The following is an 18,769-nucleotide window of genomic DNA, read 5'->3' on the forward strand; positions in this document are numbered from 1 at the left end:
CCGGGTCCTGTTCATCGACTATGCCACGCCGCGGCCCGACCGCGACGCCGGCAGCTATGCCGCGATCCAGGAGATCAGGCTGGTGCAGTCGCTGGGCTACAAGGTCACCTTCATGCCGCGCAACATGGCGCATCTGGGCGGCTATACCGAGGAGCTGGAGAAGATGGGGGTCGAGATGATCTATGCCCCCTTCTACATGACGATGGATGAATACCTGGACAAGCATGCCCAGGATTTCGATGCCTTCTACATCACCCGCTTCTACGTCGCCCGCGACGTGATCGCCAAGCTGCGCAAGCTGGCGCCGCAGACGCGGATCCTGTTCAACAACGCCGACCTGCACTTCCTGCGCGAGTTGCGCGCGGGGCTGGCCAATGACGATCCCACCCGGATCGAGGCCGCCCGCCGCACCCGCGAGATCGAGCTGGACGTGATGACCCAGGCGGATGTGGTGCTGTCCTACAACGACACCGAACACGCGGTGATCCAGTCCCATACCGACGGGGCGGTGAAGATCGCGAAATGCCCCTGGGTGGTCGAGGCGCCCGACACCGTGCCCCCGCGCGAGGGCCGCGCCGGCATGTCCTTTCTGGGCAATTACCATCACCACCCCAATACCGAGGCCGTGGAATGGTTCGCGCGCCAGGTGATGCCGCTGCTGCAGACGACCCATCCGGAGCTGGAATTCGTCATGTACGGCTCGGCCATGCCCGACGAGGTCAAGGCGCTGGCCAGCGACCAGATCCGGGCCCAGGGCTTCATCGAAGAGATCTCGGACGCCTATGACCAGCACCTGATCTTCACCGCGCCGCTGCTGTCGGGGGCGGGGATCAAGGGCAAGGTGCTGGCCGCGCTGGCCCATGGCGTGCCCTGCGTGATGACGCCGACGGCGGCCGAGGGGATCGGCCTGCGCCATGGCCACGATTGCATGATCGTCACCACGCCCGGCGACTGGCACGACGCGATCGACGCGCTGATCACCGATCCCGAGCTCTGGCACGCCATCTCCCGCAACGGGCGCGACTACGTGGCACGCAGCTTCTCCTTCGAGACCGCGCGCGGCCAGATGCGCACGGCCTTCGAGGCGGTGGATCTCTATTCGCCGGAATTCTGACCGGATCCTCGGACCATCGGACATGACAAAGGCGCCCCCGGGGCGCCTTTTCATATCGTCGGTACAGATATCATGGGGCCGCATCCGGTATCGTCAGGCCGAATGCCGCGTCCCCGCCAGGGCGAGGGCAGGGGGATCACGCCGCGTCGCAGGCCCGCGTCAGTTCGACGGGGCTGTCGTCGTGGTGGTCGTGGTCGTGGTGCTGTCGTCGCTGTCGCCGGATGCGATGACCACGATCAGAAAGCCCAGGGCGGTCGCCCCGATGACGGTTCCCGCGACCAGATCGGTGTCGCCGGCAAGCGGTGCCGGAACGCTCGGCGCGGGGGCCGGCGTGGGCGCGGGCTGAGCCGCCAGAAGGGTCGGGGCCGCCACCATGGCCGCCGCGGCGAAAAGGGCCGGAAGGGTCTTCATGCTCCACACTCCCAGGTGAGACTTAACATAAGGTAACGCATCCCCGTCCCGTTCACAACGAGATCCGCAGCGCCCTGCCCCCGCCACAGCGACAATCCGCCTTCGGGCCATGGGCCTCTGCGGGACCTCGGGGAGAGGCGAGAGAGAGCTTCGGAGCTGCGCGCGGGAGAGAGGCCCGGGCGAGACATCCGCCCTATCCTCCGGGAGCGCGGCAGGACGAGGCGGGAAGAGGCTCGGGGCCGCCCGGGCGGTCAGGCCCCGTCACGCAAAGGGCCCAGCCCGCAAACGCTCGACAAAACGCTCACAAAAACGGGCCAGACATGCAAAAGGCAGGCCCCTCAAGGCCTGCCCTGTCGGCCATCCGGCCGAATATGTGCAATCTGACCGTCGCGCGCGGCCCCGGGATCACCCCAGGTCGCGCGGGCCGCCACCTCAGTTGGTGGTGGTCGTCGTGGTGGTCGTGGTGGTGCTGTCGTCGCTGTCGCCCGATGCGATGACCACGATCAGGAAACCAGCGGCGGTGGCGCCGATGATGGTGCCGGTGGTCAGCTCGTTGTTGCCGGCCAGCGGTGCGGGCACGGTCGGAGCCGGCGCAGCCGTCGGGGTCGGAGTTGCCTGCGCGAGAGCGGCAACGGGAAGTGCTGCAACAGTCGCAGCGGCGATCAGAGCGGTGATGGATTTCATGCTCTAAAACTCCTTTGAATCTACTTGATTATCCACGTAGCGCAGCAAGATGCAAAATTCAACGTCAACTGCCTGTCTTCCGGCCCCCCGGCAGCTTTTTTCCGCTGCATTGCGGAAATGTGGCCAATTGAGCACCACCGCAGGCGGGTGACGGGTGTCACGGCGTCAACTGGCGGAAGGTGACGTAGCCGATATTCGGCCCCGCCCATTGCCGCGACCGCCAGACGGTCGGGCCGCGCGAATCGACCCAGTAGTCATTGACCACCGTGCCGCCCTTCAGCTCGCAGGTTTCGCGCAGGTGGCGCGTGGCATGGCGGCGCTCGACGATGACGATGGTCTCGGGGCCCAGGTCGTCGACGGCGCAGACGAAATTCATCACCACCGGCTTGTTGTCGAGCGCGGAATAGACCTGCCGCTTGGCCCCCTGCCCCGCGCTGCGCGACCGCACCGCCGCCAGCGCCGGGCCGCCCTCGGCCGAGACCAGGTCGCCGCCCAGGCCCCGGGTCTCGATCAGCACGCCGTCGCGCAGGGTCAGCGAGACATCGTTTTCCGTGCGCCAGACCAGCAGGCGGCCGCCCTCGGAGCCGGCGGCCTGGCCGTTGCGCTCGGCCGAGATGTACATGAAGGCGCGGCTGCCGGTCTTCTCGATCTCGGCCTGGATGAATTCGCCGTCGATCGTGTTCAGCACCGCGCGGGTCAGCGGCGGCTGCGCCGCGGCCTCGTCGGGGCTGACCGCCCGGGTCGCGGCGGCCTGCAGCGCGGCGAGGGTCTTCAGCGTGGCGCTGGTCTCGTCGCCGCGGTTGGAACAGGCGGCCAGCAGCGCCAGCGCGGCCAGCAGGGCGGGACGCAAAAGCCCGGGTTTCGCGAACATCATTGCCAGAACCTCACCGACTGGTCGTCCAGCGCCTTCCTGTGGGCCGCGCGGACCTGCGGATAAAGCCGGCCCGGCACGTTCAGCCTCTGGCCGCCGTCACGGGTGATCGGCGTGATCGTGGTGCCGACGGTCTGGCGGCTGGGCTGGCCCAGGATCCAGTTCACCGGCATCGAGAAGCGGATGCCCTTGTCGAACGAGCCTTCGCCGAATTCCTCGGCCGAGACGTTGGTGATCGTGAAGAAGGCGCCGATGCTCCAGCCGTTGTCGAAGGTCCGGTCGAGCGAGAAGGTGCCGCCCCAGTCGCCGGCCAGGTAGCGCCCGGCCGAGAATTGCGCCAGCAGGCCGGGGCCGAATTCGTAATAGGCCGTCGCATGGCCGGTGGCGACTTCGTAATCGTACTGGCCGAAGCCGAAGAGCTGGTCCTGGTCACGCTGCGCGACGTAGTTCGCCTCGATCCCCAGGCCCAGCGGGCTGTTCACCGGCTTCCACAGCAGCTCGGTCGAGACCCCGCCGAACATCTGTTCGAGATAGCCGACCGTCGCCCGCGCATAGAGATCCCTGCCCGGCCGCCACTGCCTGGCGGCATAGAGGTTGCGCATGGTGAAATCGTACTTGGCGTATTCCGCCCAGTCCGAGCGCACATGCGGCAGCACCGAGTTCGAGGGCCGCCCGCCGTCGAGATCGCCGAACAGCTTGTAGCGCAGCGCGCCACCGACGATCCAGCCGGGCGCCGGACGGTAGGCGCCGTTCAGCTCGATGCCGACATCCAGCCGGATCGGCTTGTCCGGGTCGAAATAGCTGGGTTCGAAATAGGGCTGCAGCGCATAGGTGAAGCGGGGATAAAGCCCGGTGTTCAGCGCCGCGTCCGGGCTCAGCTGCGGCGGGTCGGAATAGCCCAGCAGCGCATCCGTCGCCGCGGTCGCGTCGGGCTCGTATTCCAGCACCTCCAGGTCCGAGCGCCGGATGGTGATCCGGTTCAGCGCCATGCCGCCCGATTGCGGCACGATGTGGAAGGTCTCGACCGAGGGCGGCAGCACCTGCGCCATGGCCCGCGCGACCCGGCCGACCGCGCCCATCTGCGGCCAGTAGCGGCGGTTGGAATAGCGGACCTCGGCCACATGGGCGGAAATGGTCAGCGCCTCGACGGTGATGCCCTGCGGATCCAGCACCTCGATCAGGTTGTCGCGCAGCGCCGGGGGCACCTCGCGGCTGCCGGCCCAGGCGGTCGACCAGGCCTCGGGATCGGTGCGCGGATCCTGCCGCACCAGCACCGGTTGCGGCGCCGGGATCGCCAGCGGCGTGGCCGGGACCCTTGGGTTGGCCTGGATCTGGATGTTGAAGCCGAATTCGGAGCCGTACATGTAATAGCCGCCGAGCCGGATCGCGTCGTTGATCTGGTATTCGACCCCGAAGTTGATCGGCGACTTGCGCTCGAAGACGTTGGTGTCCTGCGTGGCCAGCACGTAATCGTCCGAGGAATATTCGACCTTGATGCCCAGCTTCTCGGTCGGCCGCCATTCGATCCCGCCGAAGGGGGCGAAGGGGCCGCGGAACCAGCTGTCGTAATCCGCCTGGCCGCCGGTGGAATTCGGATTGTAGGCCGGCCGCGTGCCGGTGCTGGCGATCGACCCGAAAGAGCCCAGAACCCCCCAGCCAAGGCCGCCGGTGACCTTCAGCGACCCGGTATTGCCAAAGCGCGACGGCGGCAGGGCAAAGGTCTTGGTCGCGGCGATATATTCGCCCGACGAGATCCCCGTGCCGATGAAATCCTGCAGGCCCAGCGTCACCGCCGGCAGCCGGTCGGTTTCCTTCAGCAGGCGGAAGCGCAGGTCGAAGCCGCGGTCGTAATAGGTTTCGAACCCGGCGAAATTGGCATTGGCGAGCGAGTTGTAGCGGAAGCTGGCCGCGATCCAGGGCAGCGCCTGGAAGGACAGCGTGTAGCGCCCGACCCCGCCGAACCAGGACACGCCCACGTCGATCTGACCGTCGGGCTGCGCCTCGCCCGAGGGCATGTCCATCAGGCCCGGCGCGCCGTAGAAGTTCAGCGACGGGCGCCCGGGATAGCGGAAAATGGTCGGCGCGGCCTCGGGCGTGCCGGGGGCCGCCATCGGATCCACGGGGCCGGTGACAGTGTTCAGCCCCTCGCCCAGCCATCGCGCCTGCGCCATCGCGCCCGGTCCCGAAAGCGCCCCTGCCACAGGCAGGATCAGGAAAGCCGTCAAGGCTGCTCCGGCGGCGCGCCCTGCGGGCGCGAAGGCGCCCTGCCCTGGCTGAAATCTTGTCGTCACGTGCCCTGCCCAGTCGTTCCAATGGCCTTAGACCATGGCCTGCCTGCCCCGATCAATCCACCCCCTGCCCGATCCCGCGGCACCGGCGAAAAAAACCCGGGCCTGCGGCTCTGATGCCGCGGTTTCGTCCGTTCCTCCCGGAATTCGGAAATCTCTCAGGAACTGCGCCCGCCGGCGGTGCCGGTGCCGCTCATCAGGCGGTAGCCCTCGACCCAGCGGGTGATGACGGCGCGGGCCGCGTCCTCGTCGCTGGCCGCCAGCGCGTGGCGCAGCGACCGCAGGACCGAGGCGACCTCGATCTCGCTCAGCTTCTCTTCGCGCGCGCAGAAGATCTTCTGGTGGCGGGTGCCGATCAGGTCGCCGGTGATGGTCAGCTCTTCTTCCAGCTTCTCGCCGGGGCGCAGGCCGGTGATCTCGATATCGATATCGCCTTCGGGATGCTCGGCGTCGCGCACGGTGTAGCCGGCGCTTTCGATGACCTGGCGCGCCAGGCGCATGATCGGCACCGGCTCGCCCATGTCGAGCACGAAGACCTCGCCGCCGCGGGCCTCGGCCCCGGCCTTCAGCACCAGTTGCACGGCCTCGCGGATGGTCATGAAATAGCGCTTCACGCGGGCGTCGGTCACGGTGACCGGGCCGCCGCGGCTGACCTGGTCCTGGAACAGCGGCACGACCGAGCCCGACGATCCCAGAACGTTGCCGAAGCGGACCATGGTGAAGACCGTGTCGTCGAACCGGGTGGCCAGATCCTGCACGACCAGCTCGGCCATGCGCTTGGACGCGCCCATGATGTTGGTGGGCCGCACGGCCTTGTCCGAGGACACCAGGATGAACCGTTCCACCCCGGTCTCGGCCGCCTCGCGGGCCAGTGTCTGGGTGCCGAAGACGTTGTTGGCAAGTCCGGGAAGCGGGTTCGCCTCGACCAGCGGCACATGTTTATAGGCGGCGGCGTGCAGGACGACCTTCACGTCGTGATCGGCCAGCACCTTCTTGACCTGGCGCGGATCGGTGACCGACCCCAGCACCGGCACCAGGTCGATGGAGGTCCCCTCGACCAGCTGCGACAGTTCCTGGTGGACGGTGTAAAGCGCCAGTTCCGACAGTTCGTAAAGCACCAGCTTGGCCGGCCGGCACGACAGCACCTGGCGGCAGAGTTCCGAGCCGATGGAGCCGCCGGCGCCCGAGACCAGCACCGCGCGGCCGCGATAGCTGTCGCAGGCCTCGCCCAGCGTCACGTCGCAGGCGGCACGGCCGAGAAAATTCTGCGGGGCGACGGGCGCGAGCTTGTCGATCAGCGCCTCCTCCCCGATCAGCTGCGCGAAGGAGGGCAGCGCCTGCACCTCCAGCCCCATCTTTTGCAACCGGCGCGCGATCTGCGCCTGCTTGGGCTGCGACAGCGAGGGCATGGCCAGCAGCACGCGGTCGACGCGGCGTTCCTTGACCAGCTCGGGGATCCGCGCGGGCGGGCAGACCGGCAGCCCGGCCAGCATCATGCCCTGCAGCGAGGTGTTGTCGTCGACGAAGGCGACCGGGTCGATCGTCTGGTGCGGCTTCAGCGCGGTGGCCAGCTGCATGCCCGTGGTGCCGGCGCCGTAGATCAGCACCCGGCAGCGCGGCTTGGCGCTGGTATAGACCGCCATCACCACCTGGTAGAGCACCGCGCGCATCGCCACGGCGAAGAGGAAGTAGATGATGCCGAACATCACGTGGGTGCCCGGCGGGAAGGGCAGATCCCACAGCGCCGAAAGCACCGCCGAGGCGCCCGCGGTCAGCAGCGCGAAGATCGCCGTCAGCCCGACGGCATGGCGTTCATAGGCGTTCAGCTGGATCTGCGGGATGCCCAGCCAAAGCGACAGCCCCGCGGCCGAGGCCACGAGATAGGGCAGGATCGGGGTGGTTTCCCCCAGCGCCGCCATGGGCGTCATCGGCAGGGACTGGACGACAAAGGTAAACAGCAGGGCCACCGGGATCAGCGCCAGATCTATGCCCAGAAAGACATAGCCTTTTTGCCGGCGCGTCAGGGTGTTCAGAAAACTCAGCATATTCAGGTCTCTGTCCCCAAAAGGTCGTTGGCTGTTCCCCATGGCCCCTTGTCAGAGCACGGGACGTTCAGAGAAAATGGCACCAGCCCAATGCAGTAAAAACAAGCAGCTGTACAAATAGCACGCAAAACGCTCTTATCCCAAATTAAGTATTTCGCCAAAGGTAAATGTCGCGGCCGCAGCATACGGCCAGTGGGAAGCGGTCATTTGGGCGGATGCCCGCCGGTTTTACGCCCCATTTCGCCCGGAAGTCGGGCGAATCCCCCCCTGCTGTCCCCGTTGTTTCCCGTTGTCGCGAAAGGGTTTTCCACGGCGCGGCCTGTTTTACCAGTACCGTTTCACCCGCAGTCTTAAGACCTGTCCCGCGCTTCGGATCGGGCCCCGGGCCGCGGCCCCGGCGGCGCTGTCGCCCGGGCTGAATTAAGATCTGGCGCAGGCGGCGGCCCCCCCGTTCCTGTCCCGGTCCCGCCCCCGTGTCCTGCCTGTTCCTGCCCCCTCAGCCCCCGGCCCGCGCCCGCGCCGCGCTGGTCATGCGGTCGATCGTGGCCCGCGTGGCCCGGCGCATGTTGTCCTCGTGGGCCGCGATCGCCTCCTCGAGATCCTCGTAGAAGGTCGCATGCCCGCCCTCCAGCACCACGCCCACGTCGCAGAGTTCCCGGATCAGCCCCATGGAATGGTTCACCACCACCGCGCCGGAATGTTTCATCCGCGCCAGGAAGACCGCATTGGCCTTGTCCTTGAAGGCCCCGTCCCCGGCCGAGGTGGTCTCGTCCACGAGATAGGTGTCGAACTGGAAGGCCATCGACAGGCCAAAGGCCAGCCGCCCGCGCATGCCGGTGGAATAGGTCCGCACCGGCATGTGGAAATGTTCGCCCAGATCGGCGAATTCCTCGACGAAATCGCGGGTCTCGTCGGTATCGGCGCCGTAGACGCGGGCCACGAACTTCACGTTCTGCGCCCCGGTCATGTCCTGACTGAACGAGCCCGCGAACCCCACCGGCCAGGACAGCGAGCCGGTGGTGACGACCTCTCCGGAGGTCGGCGGCACCAGCCCCGAGATCATGTTCAGCAGGGTGGATTTACCGGTGCCGTTGCGCCCCAGAAGCGCCACCGCCTTGTTCGAGGGCAGCACCAGGTTGAGATCCTCGCAGATCACCTTCTCGCGGCCCGCGGTGCGGTAGATCTTGGTGAGGTTGCGCAGCTCGATCATCGGCTCGGTCCCTTGGCTTCCGTCAGCTCCGTCAGGCCTGCCCCGGCAGCGCCGGGACGGCCGGGGTCAGGCGCCCGGATCAGCGCCTGTCGCGCAGCGCATAGGCCACCAGCACCAGGAAAGCCCAGGCCACGAAGAGGAACAGCACGATCACCGTCAGCGTGCTGACCCGGTCGGGATATTCCGCGCGCTCGGCCTTGGTCGGCGGCACGTGGGCGGCCAGGTAGCGGCTTTGCCGCCGCGCCTCGTTGCGGGCCGAATCAAAGGCCACCCGCGCCGCGGTATAGGCCTCCTGGGCGAATTGCAGGTCCGCGGCCAGCGCCTCGTACTGACCGACCAGGTCGGCCACCGTGGCCGACTGGTCGGCACCTTCCAGCCCGATCACCGAGCGTTCGGCGGCGATCTGCTTCTCGATCGCCTCGATCCGGCGGTCGATCTGGGTGACCCGGGGGTCGTTCTCGCGCGCGGTGTCGGCCAGCAGCTGGCGTTCGATCTGCGCCTGGGCCAGCTCGGTCTCCAGCGCGCCGATCAGGCCGGACTGGGACTGGCTCTGGATCGTGGGATCGACGATCTGGGTCCGGTTCCGGAAGGCCTGCAGCTCGATCCGCGCCTCGCGCAGCTGCTCCTGCGCCTCTTCCAGCTCGTCCCGGGCATAGCTGATCGCATCCTCGCGCGCGATCGCCGAAAGCCGGTTGATCATCGCGCTGCTCTCTTCGTAGATCGCCTCGGCGATGGCCTGGGCCTCGTCCGGATCGAAGGCCAGCACCCGCAGCTGGATCAGGCCGGAATTGCTGTCGTAGTAGATCTTGACCTTCTTGCCCCAGTGCGCGGTCAGGTCCTCGATCGTGCCGGGCCCGTTATAGGCGAAGATCGGGTCCTTCTCGACCCCGGGCCGGGACCACATCGCGCGGATGCCCAGGTCCTTGTCCACGGCCGAGACCAGCTGCTGGCTTTGCAGGAATTCGTAAAGGATATCGGTGTCCGACGAGCTGGAGCCCGACAGGTCCGACACCCCGAACAGCCCCTCGATCGAGGGGCCCTGTTCCTCGGTCCGGACCGAAAAGCCGACATAGGAGGCATATTGGTCGGTCGCCCGTTCCCACAGGTACCAGGCCGACAGGGCCGCCGGCAGCAGAACCAGGAAGATGAAGCTGGTGACCATCATGTAATGGCGCCGCTTGGCCCGGGCGCGGTGCACCGGGGGGGCGGCATTGTCGATGGCGGCCTGCTTGTTGGCCTCGGCCTCGGCCCGGGCCAGTTCGCGCTCGGCCTTCTGGGTCTCGGCGATGGCGCGGGCTTCCTTGCGGGCCTTCAGCGCCGCCTCGGCCTCGGCGCGCACGGCCTGGGCGGCGGCGCGGCGCGCGGCCAGCGATCCGGGCTTCGGCTCGCCCGTCTCCGGGTCGATTTCCCCGTCTGTACCGGCGTCCGTACCGGCGTCGGTCTCGTCCCGCTCGGTCTCGCCGGTCTCGGTGTCGTCACTCTGCCGGAAGCGCTGTGCGTCCTGGTCGGTCTGTGTCCCCGGGTCTTCGGCTCCGGTCTGTGCCGCCCGTTTCGGGTCGGCGGAGGAGGATGCGGTCAAAGGGCGCTCCGGACTGACGGTCATTGTATGTAAGGATTCCGTGATACATAAACGCAGGAGTTTTATTCAGCAAGCCGACAGCGCCCCGCCCGGGGAGGAGGCCCGCACCGCCGCCGCCAGCCCGACGTTCCGAGAGACGGCCCCGAGAGACAACCCAAGACCCGCGCCGGGACCCGCACCGGGACCCGGCATCCGGGACCTGGTATCCCGTCTCCGGAGTTCCGGCCTCCGCCGCGCCCGGGTAGAAAGCCCCGTCCCCACCCGAATCCAGAGGTCCCCAATGAGGTCCCCACTCCGGAGGTCCCGTATCCACAGCTTCCCGGCCCCGGCGCCTCGGTCCCGGGGGGCCCAAGGCCGAAAGCCCCGAAACCGCAGCAGAACTCAGACCGCCTGCCCCGAAACGCTCCGGGGCGCCCTGCTTCTTCAGACACGATCGACATCCGCAGATCCCGCATGACGGCCACACCCGATACCTCGTCCGCCTCCTCTTCGCTTTCGGATTACGCCCCGCCGCCGGTGGCGCGCGCGCCCGACCCCAGCACCAACCGCCGCTTCGCCACGTGCCGCACGATCGCTGCGCTGATCCTGCGCGACATGTCCGCGACCTATGGCCGCTCTCCGGGGGGCTATGTCTGGATGGTGCTCGAACCCGTGCTGGGCATCACCCTGCTGACGGCGATCTTCTCGGCCGGGTTCCGCAGCCCCGCGCTCGGCACCAATTTCGCGATCTTCTACGCCACCGGGCTGGTGCCGTTCCTGATGTATTCCACGATCTCGAGCGCGGTGGCCAACGCGGTGCGCACCTCGCGGCCGCTGCTGGCCTACCCGGGCGTGACCTTCTTCGACACGCTGGCCGCCAAGCTGCTGCTGACGACGCTGACCCAGGCGCTGGTGTCCCTGATCGTGATCACCGCGATCCGGTCGATCTACGTGACCCAGACGGTGATCGAGTTCGGCACCATCCTGACCGGCTATACCATGCTGATCGGCTTCGCCGCGGCGGTCGGGCTGCTGAACGGCTTTTTGTTCATGAAATACGAACTCTGGGGCCGGGTCTGGAGCATCATCAGCCGGCCGCTGGTGTTCATCTCGGGGGTGATCTTCCTCTATGAGAACATGCCCGAACCCTATCGCGGCTGGCTCTGGTGGAACCCGCTGGTGCATTGCATCGGCAAGATCCGCTCGGGCTTCTACATCCATTACGACGCCCTCTATGCCAGCCCGATCTACGTCTTTATCGTCACGGGGCTGGTCGGCCTGACCGGCATGCTGTTCCTGTCGCGCCATTACCGCGAATTGCTGGAGATCTGAGCCCCGATGTCCGCCGCGTCCGCGCCCGCCCTCTCCTCCGGCCCGCCCGTCCGCATCCTTCTGGCGACCTGGAACGGCGCGCGCTACCTGCAGGCGCAGCTCGACAGCTACCTCGCGCAGGACCACGACAACTGGGCGCTCTGGGTCTCGGACGACCTGTCGACCGACGGCACATGGGAGATCCTGCAGGCCTTCGCCGCCCGCCACCCCGAGCGCGAGATCGTGCTGAAACGGGGGCCCGGGCGCGGCTCGGCGGCGAATTTCCTGTCGCTGCTCTGCGACCCCGAGCTTCCCGTGGGCCCCGTGGCCCTGTCGGACCAGGACGATGTCTGGCTGCCGAACCGGCTGACGGTGGGGCTTTCGGGGCTGGACCGGGCGCATCCCATGGTCTCGGCCGCCCATACGCTGGAGACCGACGCCGCGCTGCGCCCGACCCGGCGCAAGCCGCGCCGGCTGCCGCGGCCGTCGTTCCACAACGCGCTGGTGCAGAACATCCTGGCGGGCAACACGCTGACGCTGAACGGCCCGGCGCTGGTGGCGCTGCGCCACGGCGGCGTGGCCCATGTGCCGTTCCACGACTGGTGGGTCTACCTGCGGCTCTCGGCGGTGGGGGCGCAGGTGCATGTGCATGACGACCGGGTGCTCTACTACCGCCAGCACGACAGCCAGACGCTGGGCGCCCACCGCGGGCTGATCGCCGGGGCCCAACGCATGGGCGCGCTTGCGGGGGGCCGCTACCGCGCCTGGGTCAAACAGAACCTCACCGCGCTGGTGACCCGCCCCGAAGGCCTGCTGCCCCCGCACCGCATCGCCGCCGAACGCCTGCTGAACGACCCGATCCGCCTGAGGGCCTTGCGCGAAAGCGGCGCCCGCCGCTCGGACATGGCCGGCCGCCTGATCCTGCCGGCGCTGGCCCTGACCCGGCGGATGTAACGGCGCACAGCTGACGGGCGCCCTGTCCCGGGACCTGTGCCCCTGGCCGGCGTTGCGTCGGAGTATTTGACCCAAGAAGAAGACAGGAGGACGGCGCGGACGGCCCTCCCCTCGGCTTGTTTGCAGATGTCGGACCCGAGGGCGGCAAACAGGGGGGCCATTGGGGCAGCGTGACCACCCCATGTCTTCACCTTTGGAAAAATACTCCTGCGACCGGCCCGCAACAGGCGCGCCGCCCAGGCCTTCAGGTGCTGACGCCCAGGCGCTCCATCAGTTCCAGGTCGCCCTCGGCGAAGGCTTCCAGATCGGCGCGGCCCCTGTCGGTGGCGATGCGGTTCAGAAGCTTCGGCCAGCGGCTCTGCTCGCGCGCCATCGGGCCCGCGTTGACATAGGTCCCCGTCACCGAGATCTGCGCGCCGAAGCGGGCGGCGATGTCGGCTTCCAGCTGGCCCAGGCCGGAGATCGGGTAGATCCGGTCGATATGCGAGGTGTTGGCCAGCGCCTTCTCAAGCCTCTGCGCCGCGGTCAGGTCGCGCAGCTCGGGCCGGCCGCGCATCTTCCGCGTGGCCAGGTAGGAGACGTAGAAATTGTCGTAATGATCCCGGATGAAGGCATTGAACCCGGCCGGTCCGCCAAAGAAATACTCCTCGGCCGACCGCTGCAGGATCAGCTTCTTGCCGTGGTTCTCGGGGCGCTCCAGCGCCGCGCGGTCCAGCGCCTCGGCCTCCTTCAGCAGGAAGAAGTAGAAGGACGCGATCCTCTCGCGCGGGTCGCGCAGCACGGTGAAGGTGAAGCGCCCGCCGGGCAGGGTTTCAAGCTCGGTCCAGTCGATATGGCCGGAATAGAGCGCATAGCCCGCCGGCATCTGCGGCGCGTCGCCCGGGGCCTGGGTATGGGTGCGGATCGGGCTGACATGCCGCCCCCCCACCATGGCGGCCAGGGCGTTGTGGATGGTCTGTCCCGCCGTCTTGGGGATGTGCAGGAAGACGATCGGCGATTGCGCCGCCAGCGCCGTGCCATTGGCCGAAGCCTGGGAGGTCAGGGATGAAATCGGCATGGTCTCACTCCGAGGGCTGGGCCTTGTCCGGCCGTTGTCCCGCCGCCGGGCGGGGCTTGAGCATTCACTCCGGCCCGCGCCGGACAGCTCAGCTGTTGCGCAGGTCGAAGACGTCGGGCTGGAACTCGGGCTCGCCATCCATGCCCAGCACGCCGGTGACGAACTGGTGCGGCTTCGACGGGTCCAGATGCGTCAGCTGCCAGGGCGCGAACCGCCACCAGCGCGAACGCAGCATGCCCGAGATGATGTTGGGGTCCACCCGCCAGCGCTTGATCACCGCCGGGTTGCCCGCGACCACCGCATAGGCCGGCACGTCCTTGGTCACCACCGCGTTGGCCGCCACCACCGCGCCATGGCGGATCGTCACGCCGGCGGCGATATAGGCGCCGTGGCCGATCCAGACGTCATTGCCGATATTGGTGATCTTCACCCGGGTCGGCGGGCCATCGAAGGTGAACTTGTAATCGTGGTATTCCCGCCCGCCGGTGAAGTTCCGGCCCAGCGAGAACAGCTGATCCCCCAGGTAGAAGGCCGGCGAGGTCGACACCCAGCTCATCGGGTGGTTCTGCCGCCCGATCTGCACGTCTTCCCCGAAGGAGCAGTAGCGCCCGATCCGCGCGGCGAAGCAATAGCCCGACACCTGGTAGGAGAACGCCCCCAGTTCGATCGAATGTTCGTAATTGGTCCATTTCAGGCTGCCCGGCGCCTCGAGCACCGTGTGCCGCGGCAGGCCGACCTGGCCGCCGTTGCCGCGCGGCAGAACCTCGATCCCGGCGTTTTCCAGCCGTTTTATGGGTATGCTGATCTTGCTCATGATGCATCGGCCCGCCGGACCGACCCTCGGGTCATCGGGCCGGTGTCGCGGGCGGTCTCTCCTGTCGTGCGGTCTTCGTCGGCATCTTCATCGGGACGGACGCCACCGGCCAGCCCGCTGTCGTCCCTGAGCGCGCTCAGCACGTCGCGGGCCAGCGTGCCGTCGGCATCGAAGGGCACCGCCCGGCCGTTGTCCGCGCGCGCCACCGCCGCGCCCTGGGCGCCGATGGCGAAGGCATAGACCGGCAGGCCGGTGGCCAGCGCCTCGTGGGTGGTGAAGGAAAAGGTCTCGGGCCAGACCGAGGGGATCAGCCAGTCGGTGATGCCGTAGCGCGCCGCCAGGTCGGGCAGCTCGGCGATCTCGTAATCGCCATGCACCGGGACGCTGGCGGGCGGGATATAGGCCGGGTCCACATTGCCGATCAGCACCAGGCTCAGGCCCTGTTCGCTCTCGATCAGCCGGCCCAGATCGGCCACCACGGCGGCGCCCTTCTGGTAGCCGATGTTGCCCAGCACCGCGACCGTGCGCGGGCCCGCCTCCGGCGGGACGAGGCGCGGCACGCGGGCCAGCATCTCGTGCGGGCGCAGCACCAGCTTGCCGGCGTGGTCGGGATAGGCCGCGCTCACCTGCAGGTGGCTGTCGTCCGAGAACACCACCAGCGCGTCCGCCCGCGCCATCAGCGCGCCCCAGGCCCCGCGCCACTCGGCCAGGGTGACCCTGGTGCCGTCGGGACGCTGGATGCCATGGGCGCTGTCGGTGCGGTCATCGGTGACCGGGCCGCGATAGCACCCGTCGGAATCGAGCAGCGTGTAGGAGGGCGTCAGCGGGAAGAAATCGTGGAACAGCACCTCGAGCGTGTCGGTCTCGCCCAGCAGCTCCAGCAGGTGGCCGGGCAGCTCGGCCGGGTCCGGGTCGCCCACCGCGCAGGAATAGACCAGGTGGCGCCGCGAGACCGGCTCCAGCAGGCGTTTCACGAAATCCCAGTCCTCGGTCATGCCCGCCACGCGGCCGGCCTTCGACACCACCTCGACCTGCCAGCGCGACGGCCCGCCCAGCCGCAGCACCAGCGACGGCCGGCCACGGTCGAGGTCGGTCTCGATCCGGCGCTCCAGGTATTTCTCGGCCCCGCCGCCCATGGAATGGGCCACGTAGATCGGAAAGCCGGTCTCTTCCTCCGCCTCGCCCGGGCGGCTCATCGCCCAGGCCACGGCCAGCGCCACGCGCGCGGTGACCAGCGGGTCGGCGGCGATGAAGCCCTGCACTTCCATGTCATAGGGCGGGTAGCGGCGCGCGATCGTCTCGTTGTTCTTCTTGACCAGCTTGAGCTTCTCTTCGCTGCCGAAGCTCTCGCCGCCGCGGTGTTCCACGAAGAGCCCGGGCAGCCCCAGGTGCTTGCCGCCCATGGCGCGGATCTTCTGGCACCAGTCGACCTCCTCGCCGTAGCCGCGGCCGAAGGAGGTGTCGAATTCCGGGACCTTGCGCAGGTAGTCGATGTTCATCGCCATGCAGAAGCCCACGCCGGTGGGGGCCTCGGCCAGGGTCGCCTCGGGGTGGAAGGTCCGGGCCAGGGCGTCCATCGCGTCGCCCTGCCCCGGTTCGATCACCGTGCGGGCGCAGATCGCCGGGACAGAGAAGATCTCGGCGTCGTTGGACATCGGCGTGACCGTGGCCACGTCGCGGCCCGCCAGGATCGGGCGCAGCAGGCGGCTGGCCCAGCCGGCCGGCACGAAGGCGTCCGAGTTCAGAAGCATCACGTGGTGGCCGCGCCGGAGCGCCTCGGCGAAGCCGCGGTTGACCGACCGGATGAAGCCCTTGTTCTCCTCGTTCAGCAGCAGCGTGATGCGGCCCGGCGCTTCGGCCTCGCGCTGGCCGACCCAGTCGGTCAGCCAGGGCCGCACCTCGGGGTCCGAGGAGCAATCCTCGATCACCACCAGGTGCCAGGGCAGGTCGGTGTTCTCCACCACGCGGGCCAGCACGTCGGGCAGCAGCGAGAAGGCGTTGTAGACCGGCAGCACGATGGTGACCGGCTGCGGATCGGGGGCGGGGGTCGGCGCAGAAGCGGGGGCCGGCGCAGAAGCGCGGGCCGGACCAGAGGCGTGGCCCATGCCCTCCGCCCCGCGCGCCTCCGCGAAGAGATGCACATCCATCGGCGCCGCCTCCGGCCGGGTGTCCAGCCCCAGGATCCGCTTCACCTCGGCCCGGGCGGCGGTGTCGTTGGACCGCAGCGCCTTCACCGCGTGGGGCGCCGCGCGCAGCACCGCGCCGAGAAACCGCAGGAACAGCCCCGCGCTGTTGCGCTTCAGCTGCAGCCGGCCGATCGGCGCGCAATGGTGCTGGATCCTGCGCGGCCCGGCCTCGGCCAGCAGGGTGAAGCGGCCGTTGCCGAAGGGCTGGGTGATCTCGAACCCGACCCGGGGCGAGATGCCGTAGGCCTCGGCCACGTCGGTGCGCAGGACCGAAGGCCGGGTCACGCCGCGGCTCACCCCCGAGACCAGGGTGATCCGCTCGGCGGTGGTCCAGCCGGTGAAGGTGACCCTGTCGCCGTGCAGCACCACGCGGTCCACGTGGCCGGTGATCTGCCCGGTGTCCAGCGCCCCGCGCTTCGACGCGCTGGTGGCGCCGAAGGAGAACCCTGTCACGGCCAGGTGCCGGTGCTGCCGGGCATAGCGCCTGAACAGGCCAAGCAATCTTCTGAACACGCCCCTGGATGCTCCTGTTGTCGTCCCTGCCGCGGCGCAGCTACGCCGGCCGCGGGTCCCGTGGGACGTATCGTGAAGGGCCGCCGGTGTCCATCGCGCAGCATGCAAGAGCGTTACCCTGCCGGGCAGACCTTTGCGCCGATGCCCGGCGCGTCCCCGCCCTTCCCCGCCGGTCTGCGGGCCATCTTTCGCCGGTCCCCCCGCGTCCGCCGTCCGCGTCTTTTGTCGCGCCCCCGCGGCGCCGCCCGGTCCCCTGCCCTCGCATCACGTCAGAGGCCAAACACCAGCAGATCCCAGCCCGGCCCAGCCCGGCCCACTCCCTGTCACGACGATCCCGGGATCCGGCCCATGGACCCCCACCCCGGTCCCGTCGGGGACCCCTCCGGTCCCCCGGGTTTCCGCGCGGCCTGCAGGATCGCGCCGCCCGCCCCGGTTGCCGGCCCTGACGGGCCGCCACCTGATCTGCCACCCGATCTGCCGCCCGGTCTGTCCCCCGATCTGCCACCCGGTCCGCCGCCTGTCGCGCAACACCCACCGCACGCCCTGCTCACCGGGCGTTCAGACCCGGCCGCTAGCCCTCTTGCCCGACATCGGCCAGCGCGAAGGTGCCCCCCATGCCCGACACAGCCCAAAGCTCCCCCGTCCTCTCCCTGCCCTATATCCAGCCCTCCCAGGCGCAGAAGCACGTGACCCACAACGCCGCCCTCGCCGCGCTCGACACGCTGGTGCAGGCGGTGGCCGTGGACCGCACCCGCACCGCGCCGCCCGATCCGGCGACCCCCGGCGCGGTGCATATCGTCGCCCCCGGCGCCACCGGCGACTGGGCCGGCCAGGACGATGCCATCGCCACCCGTGACGGCACCGGCTGGACCTTCCTGGCGCCGAAACCCGGCTGGCGCGTGCACGTGCTGGACGAGGGCTTCGACGTGATCTTCGACGGCGGCGAATGGGACTCGGCGCGGCCGGATTTCGACAACCTCCTGGGGCTGGGCATCGGCACCAGCGCCTCGGCCGGCAACCCGCTGTCGGTGGCGGGCGACGCCACGCTGCTGACCCATGACGGCGCCGGCCACCGGCTGAAGATCAACAAGGCCTCGGCCTCCGACACCGCCAGCCTTCTGTTCCAGACCGGCTGGTCCGGCCGGGCCGAGATGGGCACGATGCAATCCGACGATTTCGCCATCAAGGTCAGCGCCGACGGCAGCGCCTGGACCGTGGCGCTCCGCTTCGACGCCGCCAGCGGCGCCGCCTCGGGCGCGGCCGTGCAGCAGGATCCCTCCGACACCACCGCCGGCCGGCTGGCGCGCGCCGATTACGCCTATGGCCCCGGCAACCTGCTGGGCCAGGTGTCGGACTTTCAGGGCACGCCCACCGGCGCGGTGATCGAAAGCGGCACGGCGGGCGGCGGGCGGTACATCCGCTGGGCCGACGGCACCCAGATCTGCACCGCCGAGCTGGTGCTGAGCCATGCCGGGGCCGAGCGGCTGGAAGCCTACTGGAGCTTTCCCAAGGACTTCGCCGGCGCGGCCGAGGTCAGCCTTTCGGCGCTGCTCGATGCCGGGGATTTCGCCGCCAGCGTCTCGGGCCCCGGGCTGGACGCGGCGCTGGCACCCGCGGCCAGCGCGATCACCGCCACCGGCACCACGATCCGGCTTTACCGGGTTGCGGGGGCAGCGGATTTCTCAAGCGGCGACAGCGCCGCCTGCCGGGTCACCGCGATCGGCCGCTGGCTGTGATCGCGGCCGGGGGCGCG

The 18,769-nt window shown here is 68.9% G+C and carries 14 protein-coding genes; 4 read left to right on the plus strand and 10 right to left on the minus strand.

Going from position 1 to position 18,769, the window contains the following annotated elements; all coding sequences use genetic code 11:
* On the plus strand, positions 1 to 1,114 hold a 1,114-nt coding region (locus ATO3_RS24215), incomplete at its 5' end, for a glycosyltransferase (RefSeq protein WP_143747366.1).
* Between the two features lie 159 nt (positions 1,115 to 1,273).
* Here ATO3_RS24215 and ATO3_RS24220 read toward each other — a convergent pair.
* The 7 genes from ATO3_RS24220 to ATO3_RS24250 form a co-directional block, all read right to left on the minus strand.
* Positions 1,274 to 1,525, minus strand: coding sequence for a hypothetical protein (locus tag ATO3_RS24220; protein WP_088652454.1), 252 nt, complete (start codon positions 1,523 to 1,525; stop codon positions 1,274 to 1,276).
* A gap of 432 nt (positions 1,526 to 1,957) precedes the next feature.
* Entirely contained in the window at positions 1,958 to 2,209 is a 252-nt protein-coding gene (locus ATO3_RS24225) for a hypothetical protein (protein ID WP_088652455.1), read from the minus strand.
* 157 nt (positions 2,210 to 2,366) lie between these two features.
* Complete coding sequence (locus tag ATO3_RS24230; RefSeq protein WP_088652456.1) at positions 2,367 to 3,083, minus strand: YjbF family lipoprotein; 717 nt, start codon at positions 3,081 to 3,083, stop codon at positions 2,367 to 2,369.
* Positions 3,080 to 5,305: a YjbH domain-containing protein gene (locus ATO3_RS24235; protein ID WP_088652457.1), complete on the minus strand. Its 2,226-nt coding sequence runs from the start codon at positions 5,303 to 5,305 to the stop codon at positions 3,080 to 3,082. The genes ATO3_RS24230 and ATO3_RS24235 overlap by 4 nt, the downstream gene beginning before the upstream one ends.
* Positions 5,306 to 5,526: 221 nt before the next feature.
* Positions 5,527 to 7,413: a polysaccharide biosynthesis protein gene (locus ATO3_RS24240; protein WP_088652458.1), complete on the minus strand. Its 1,887-nt coding sequence runs from the start codon at positions 7,411 to 7,413 to the stop codon at positions 5,527 to 5,529.
* 496 nt (positions 7,414 to 7,909) lie between these two features.
* Positions 7,910 to 8,623: an ABC transporter ATP-binding protein gene (locus tag ATO3_RS24245; RefSeq protein ID WP_088652459.1), complete on the minus strand. Its 714-nt coding sequence runs from the start codon at positions 8,621 to 8,623 to the stop codon at positions 7,910 to 7,912.
* A 79-nt stretch (positions 8,624 to 8,702) separates the two neighbouring features.
* Entirely contained in the window at positions 8,703 to 10,202 is a 1,500-nt protein-coding gene (locus ATO3_RS24250) for a capsule biosynthesis protein (RefSeq protein WP_233152302.1), read from the minus strand.
* Between the two features lie 453 nt (positions 10,203 to 10,655).
* Here ATO3_RS24250 and ATO3_RS24255 point away from each other — a divergent pair, with 453 nt between their 5' ends.
* The gene (locus ATO3_RS24255) at positions 10,656 to 11,513 is read left to right on the plus strand and encodes an ABC transporter permease (protein WP_088652460.1); all 858 of its coding nucleotides are present in this window, start codon (positions 10,656 to 10,658) and stop codon (positions 11,511 to 11,513) included.
* A 6-nt stretch (positions 11,514 to 11,519) separates the two neighbouring features.
* Positions 11,520 to 12,446, plus strand: a complete 927-nt coding sequence (locus tag ATO3_RS24260) for a glycosyltransferase (RefSeq protein ID WP_088652461.1) — start codon at positions 11,520 to 11,522, stop codon at positions 12,444 to 12,446.
* A gap of 244 nt (positions 12,447 to 12,690) precedes the next feature.
* On the opposite strand, the gene ATO3_RS24265 is transcribed toward ATO3_RS24260, so the two are convergent.
* The 3 genes from ATO3_RS24265 to ATO3_RS24275 all read right to left on the minus strand — a co-directional run bounded on the left by ATO3_RS24265 (position 12,691) and on the right by ATO3_RS24275 (position 17,016).
* Positions 12,691 to 13,503: a sulfotransferase family 2 domain-containing protein gene (locus ATO3_RS24265; RefSeq protein WP_088652462.1), complete on the minus strand. Its 813-nt coding sequence runs from the start codon at positions 13,501 to 13,503 to the stop codon at positions 12,691 to 12,693.
* A gap of 88 nt (positions 13,504 to 13,591) precedes the next feature.
* Complete coding sequence (locus ATO3_RS24270) at positions 13,592 to 14,317, minus strand: CatB-related O-acetyltransferase (protein ID WP_088652463.1); 726 nt, start codon at positions 14,315 to 14,317, stop codon at positions 13,592 to 13,594.
* The gene (locus tag ATO3_RS24275; protein WP_088652464.1) at positions 14,314 to 17,016 is read right to left on the minus strand and encodes a glycosyltransferase; all 2,703 of its coding nucleotides are present in this window, start codon (positions 17,014 to 17,016) and stop codon (positions 14,314 to 14,316) included. The genes ATO3_RS24270 and ATO3_RS24275 overlap by 4 nt, the downstream gene beginning before the upstream one ends.
* Before the next feature lie 614 nt (positions 17,017 to 17,630).
* Here ATO3_RS24275 and ATO3_RS24280 point away from each other — a divergent pair.
* Positions 17,631 to 18,752 carry a DUF2793 domain-containing protein gene (locus ATO3_RS24280; protein WP_088652465.1) on the plus strand — a complete coding sequence of 374 codons (1,122 nt, stop codon included), beginning with the start codon at positions 17,631 to 17,633 and terminating at the stop codon, positions 18,750 to 18,752.
* Positions 18,753 to 18,769: the final 17 nt, after the last annotated feature.

This window comes from Marinibacterium profundimaris, assembly GCF_002210095.1.
In the GTDB taxonomy this organism is placed as follows: domain Bacteria; phylum Pseudomonadota; class Alphaproteobacteria; order Rhodobacterales; family Rhodobacteraceae; genus Marinibacterium; species Marinibacterium profundimaris.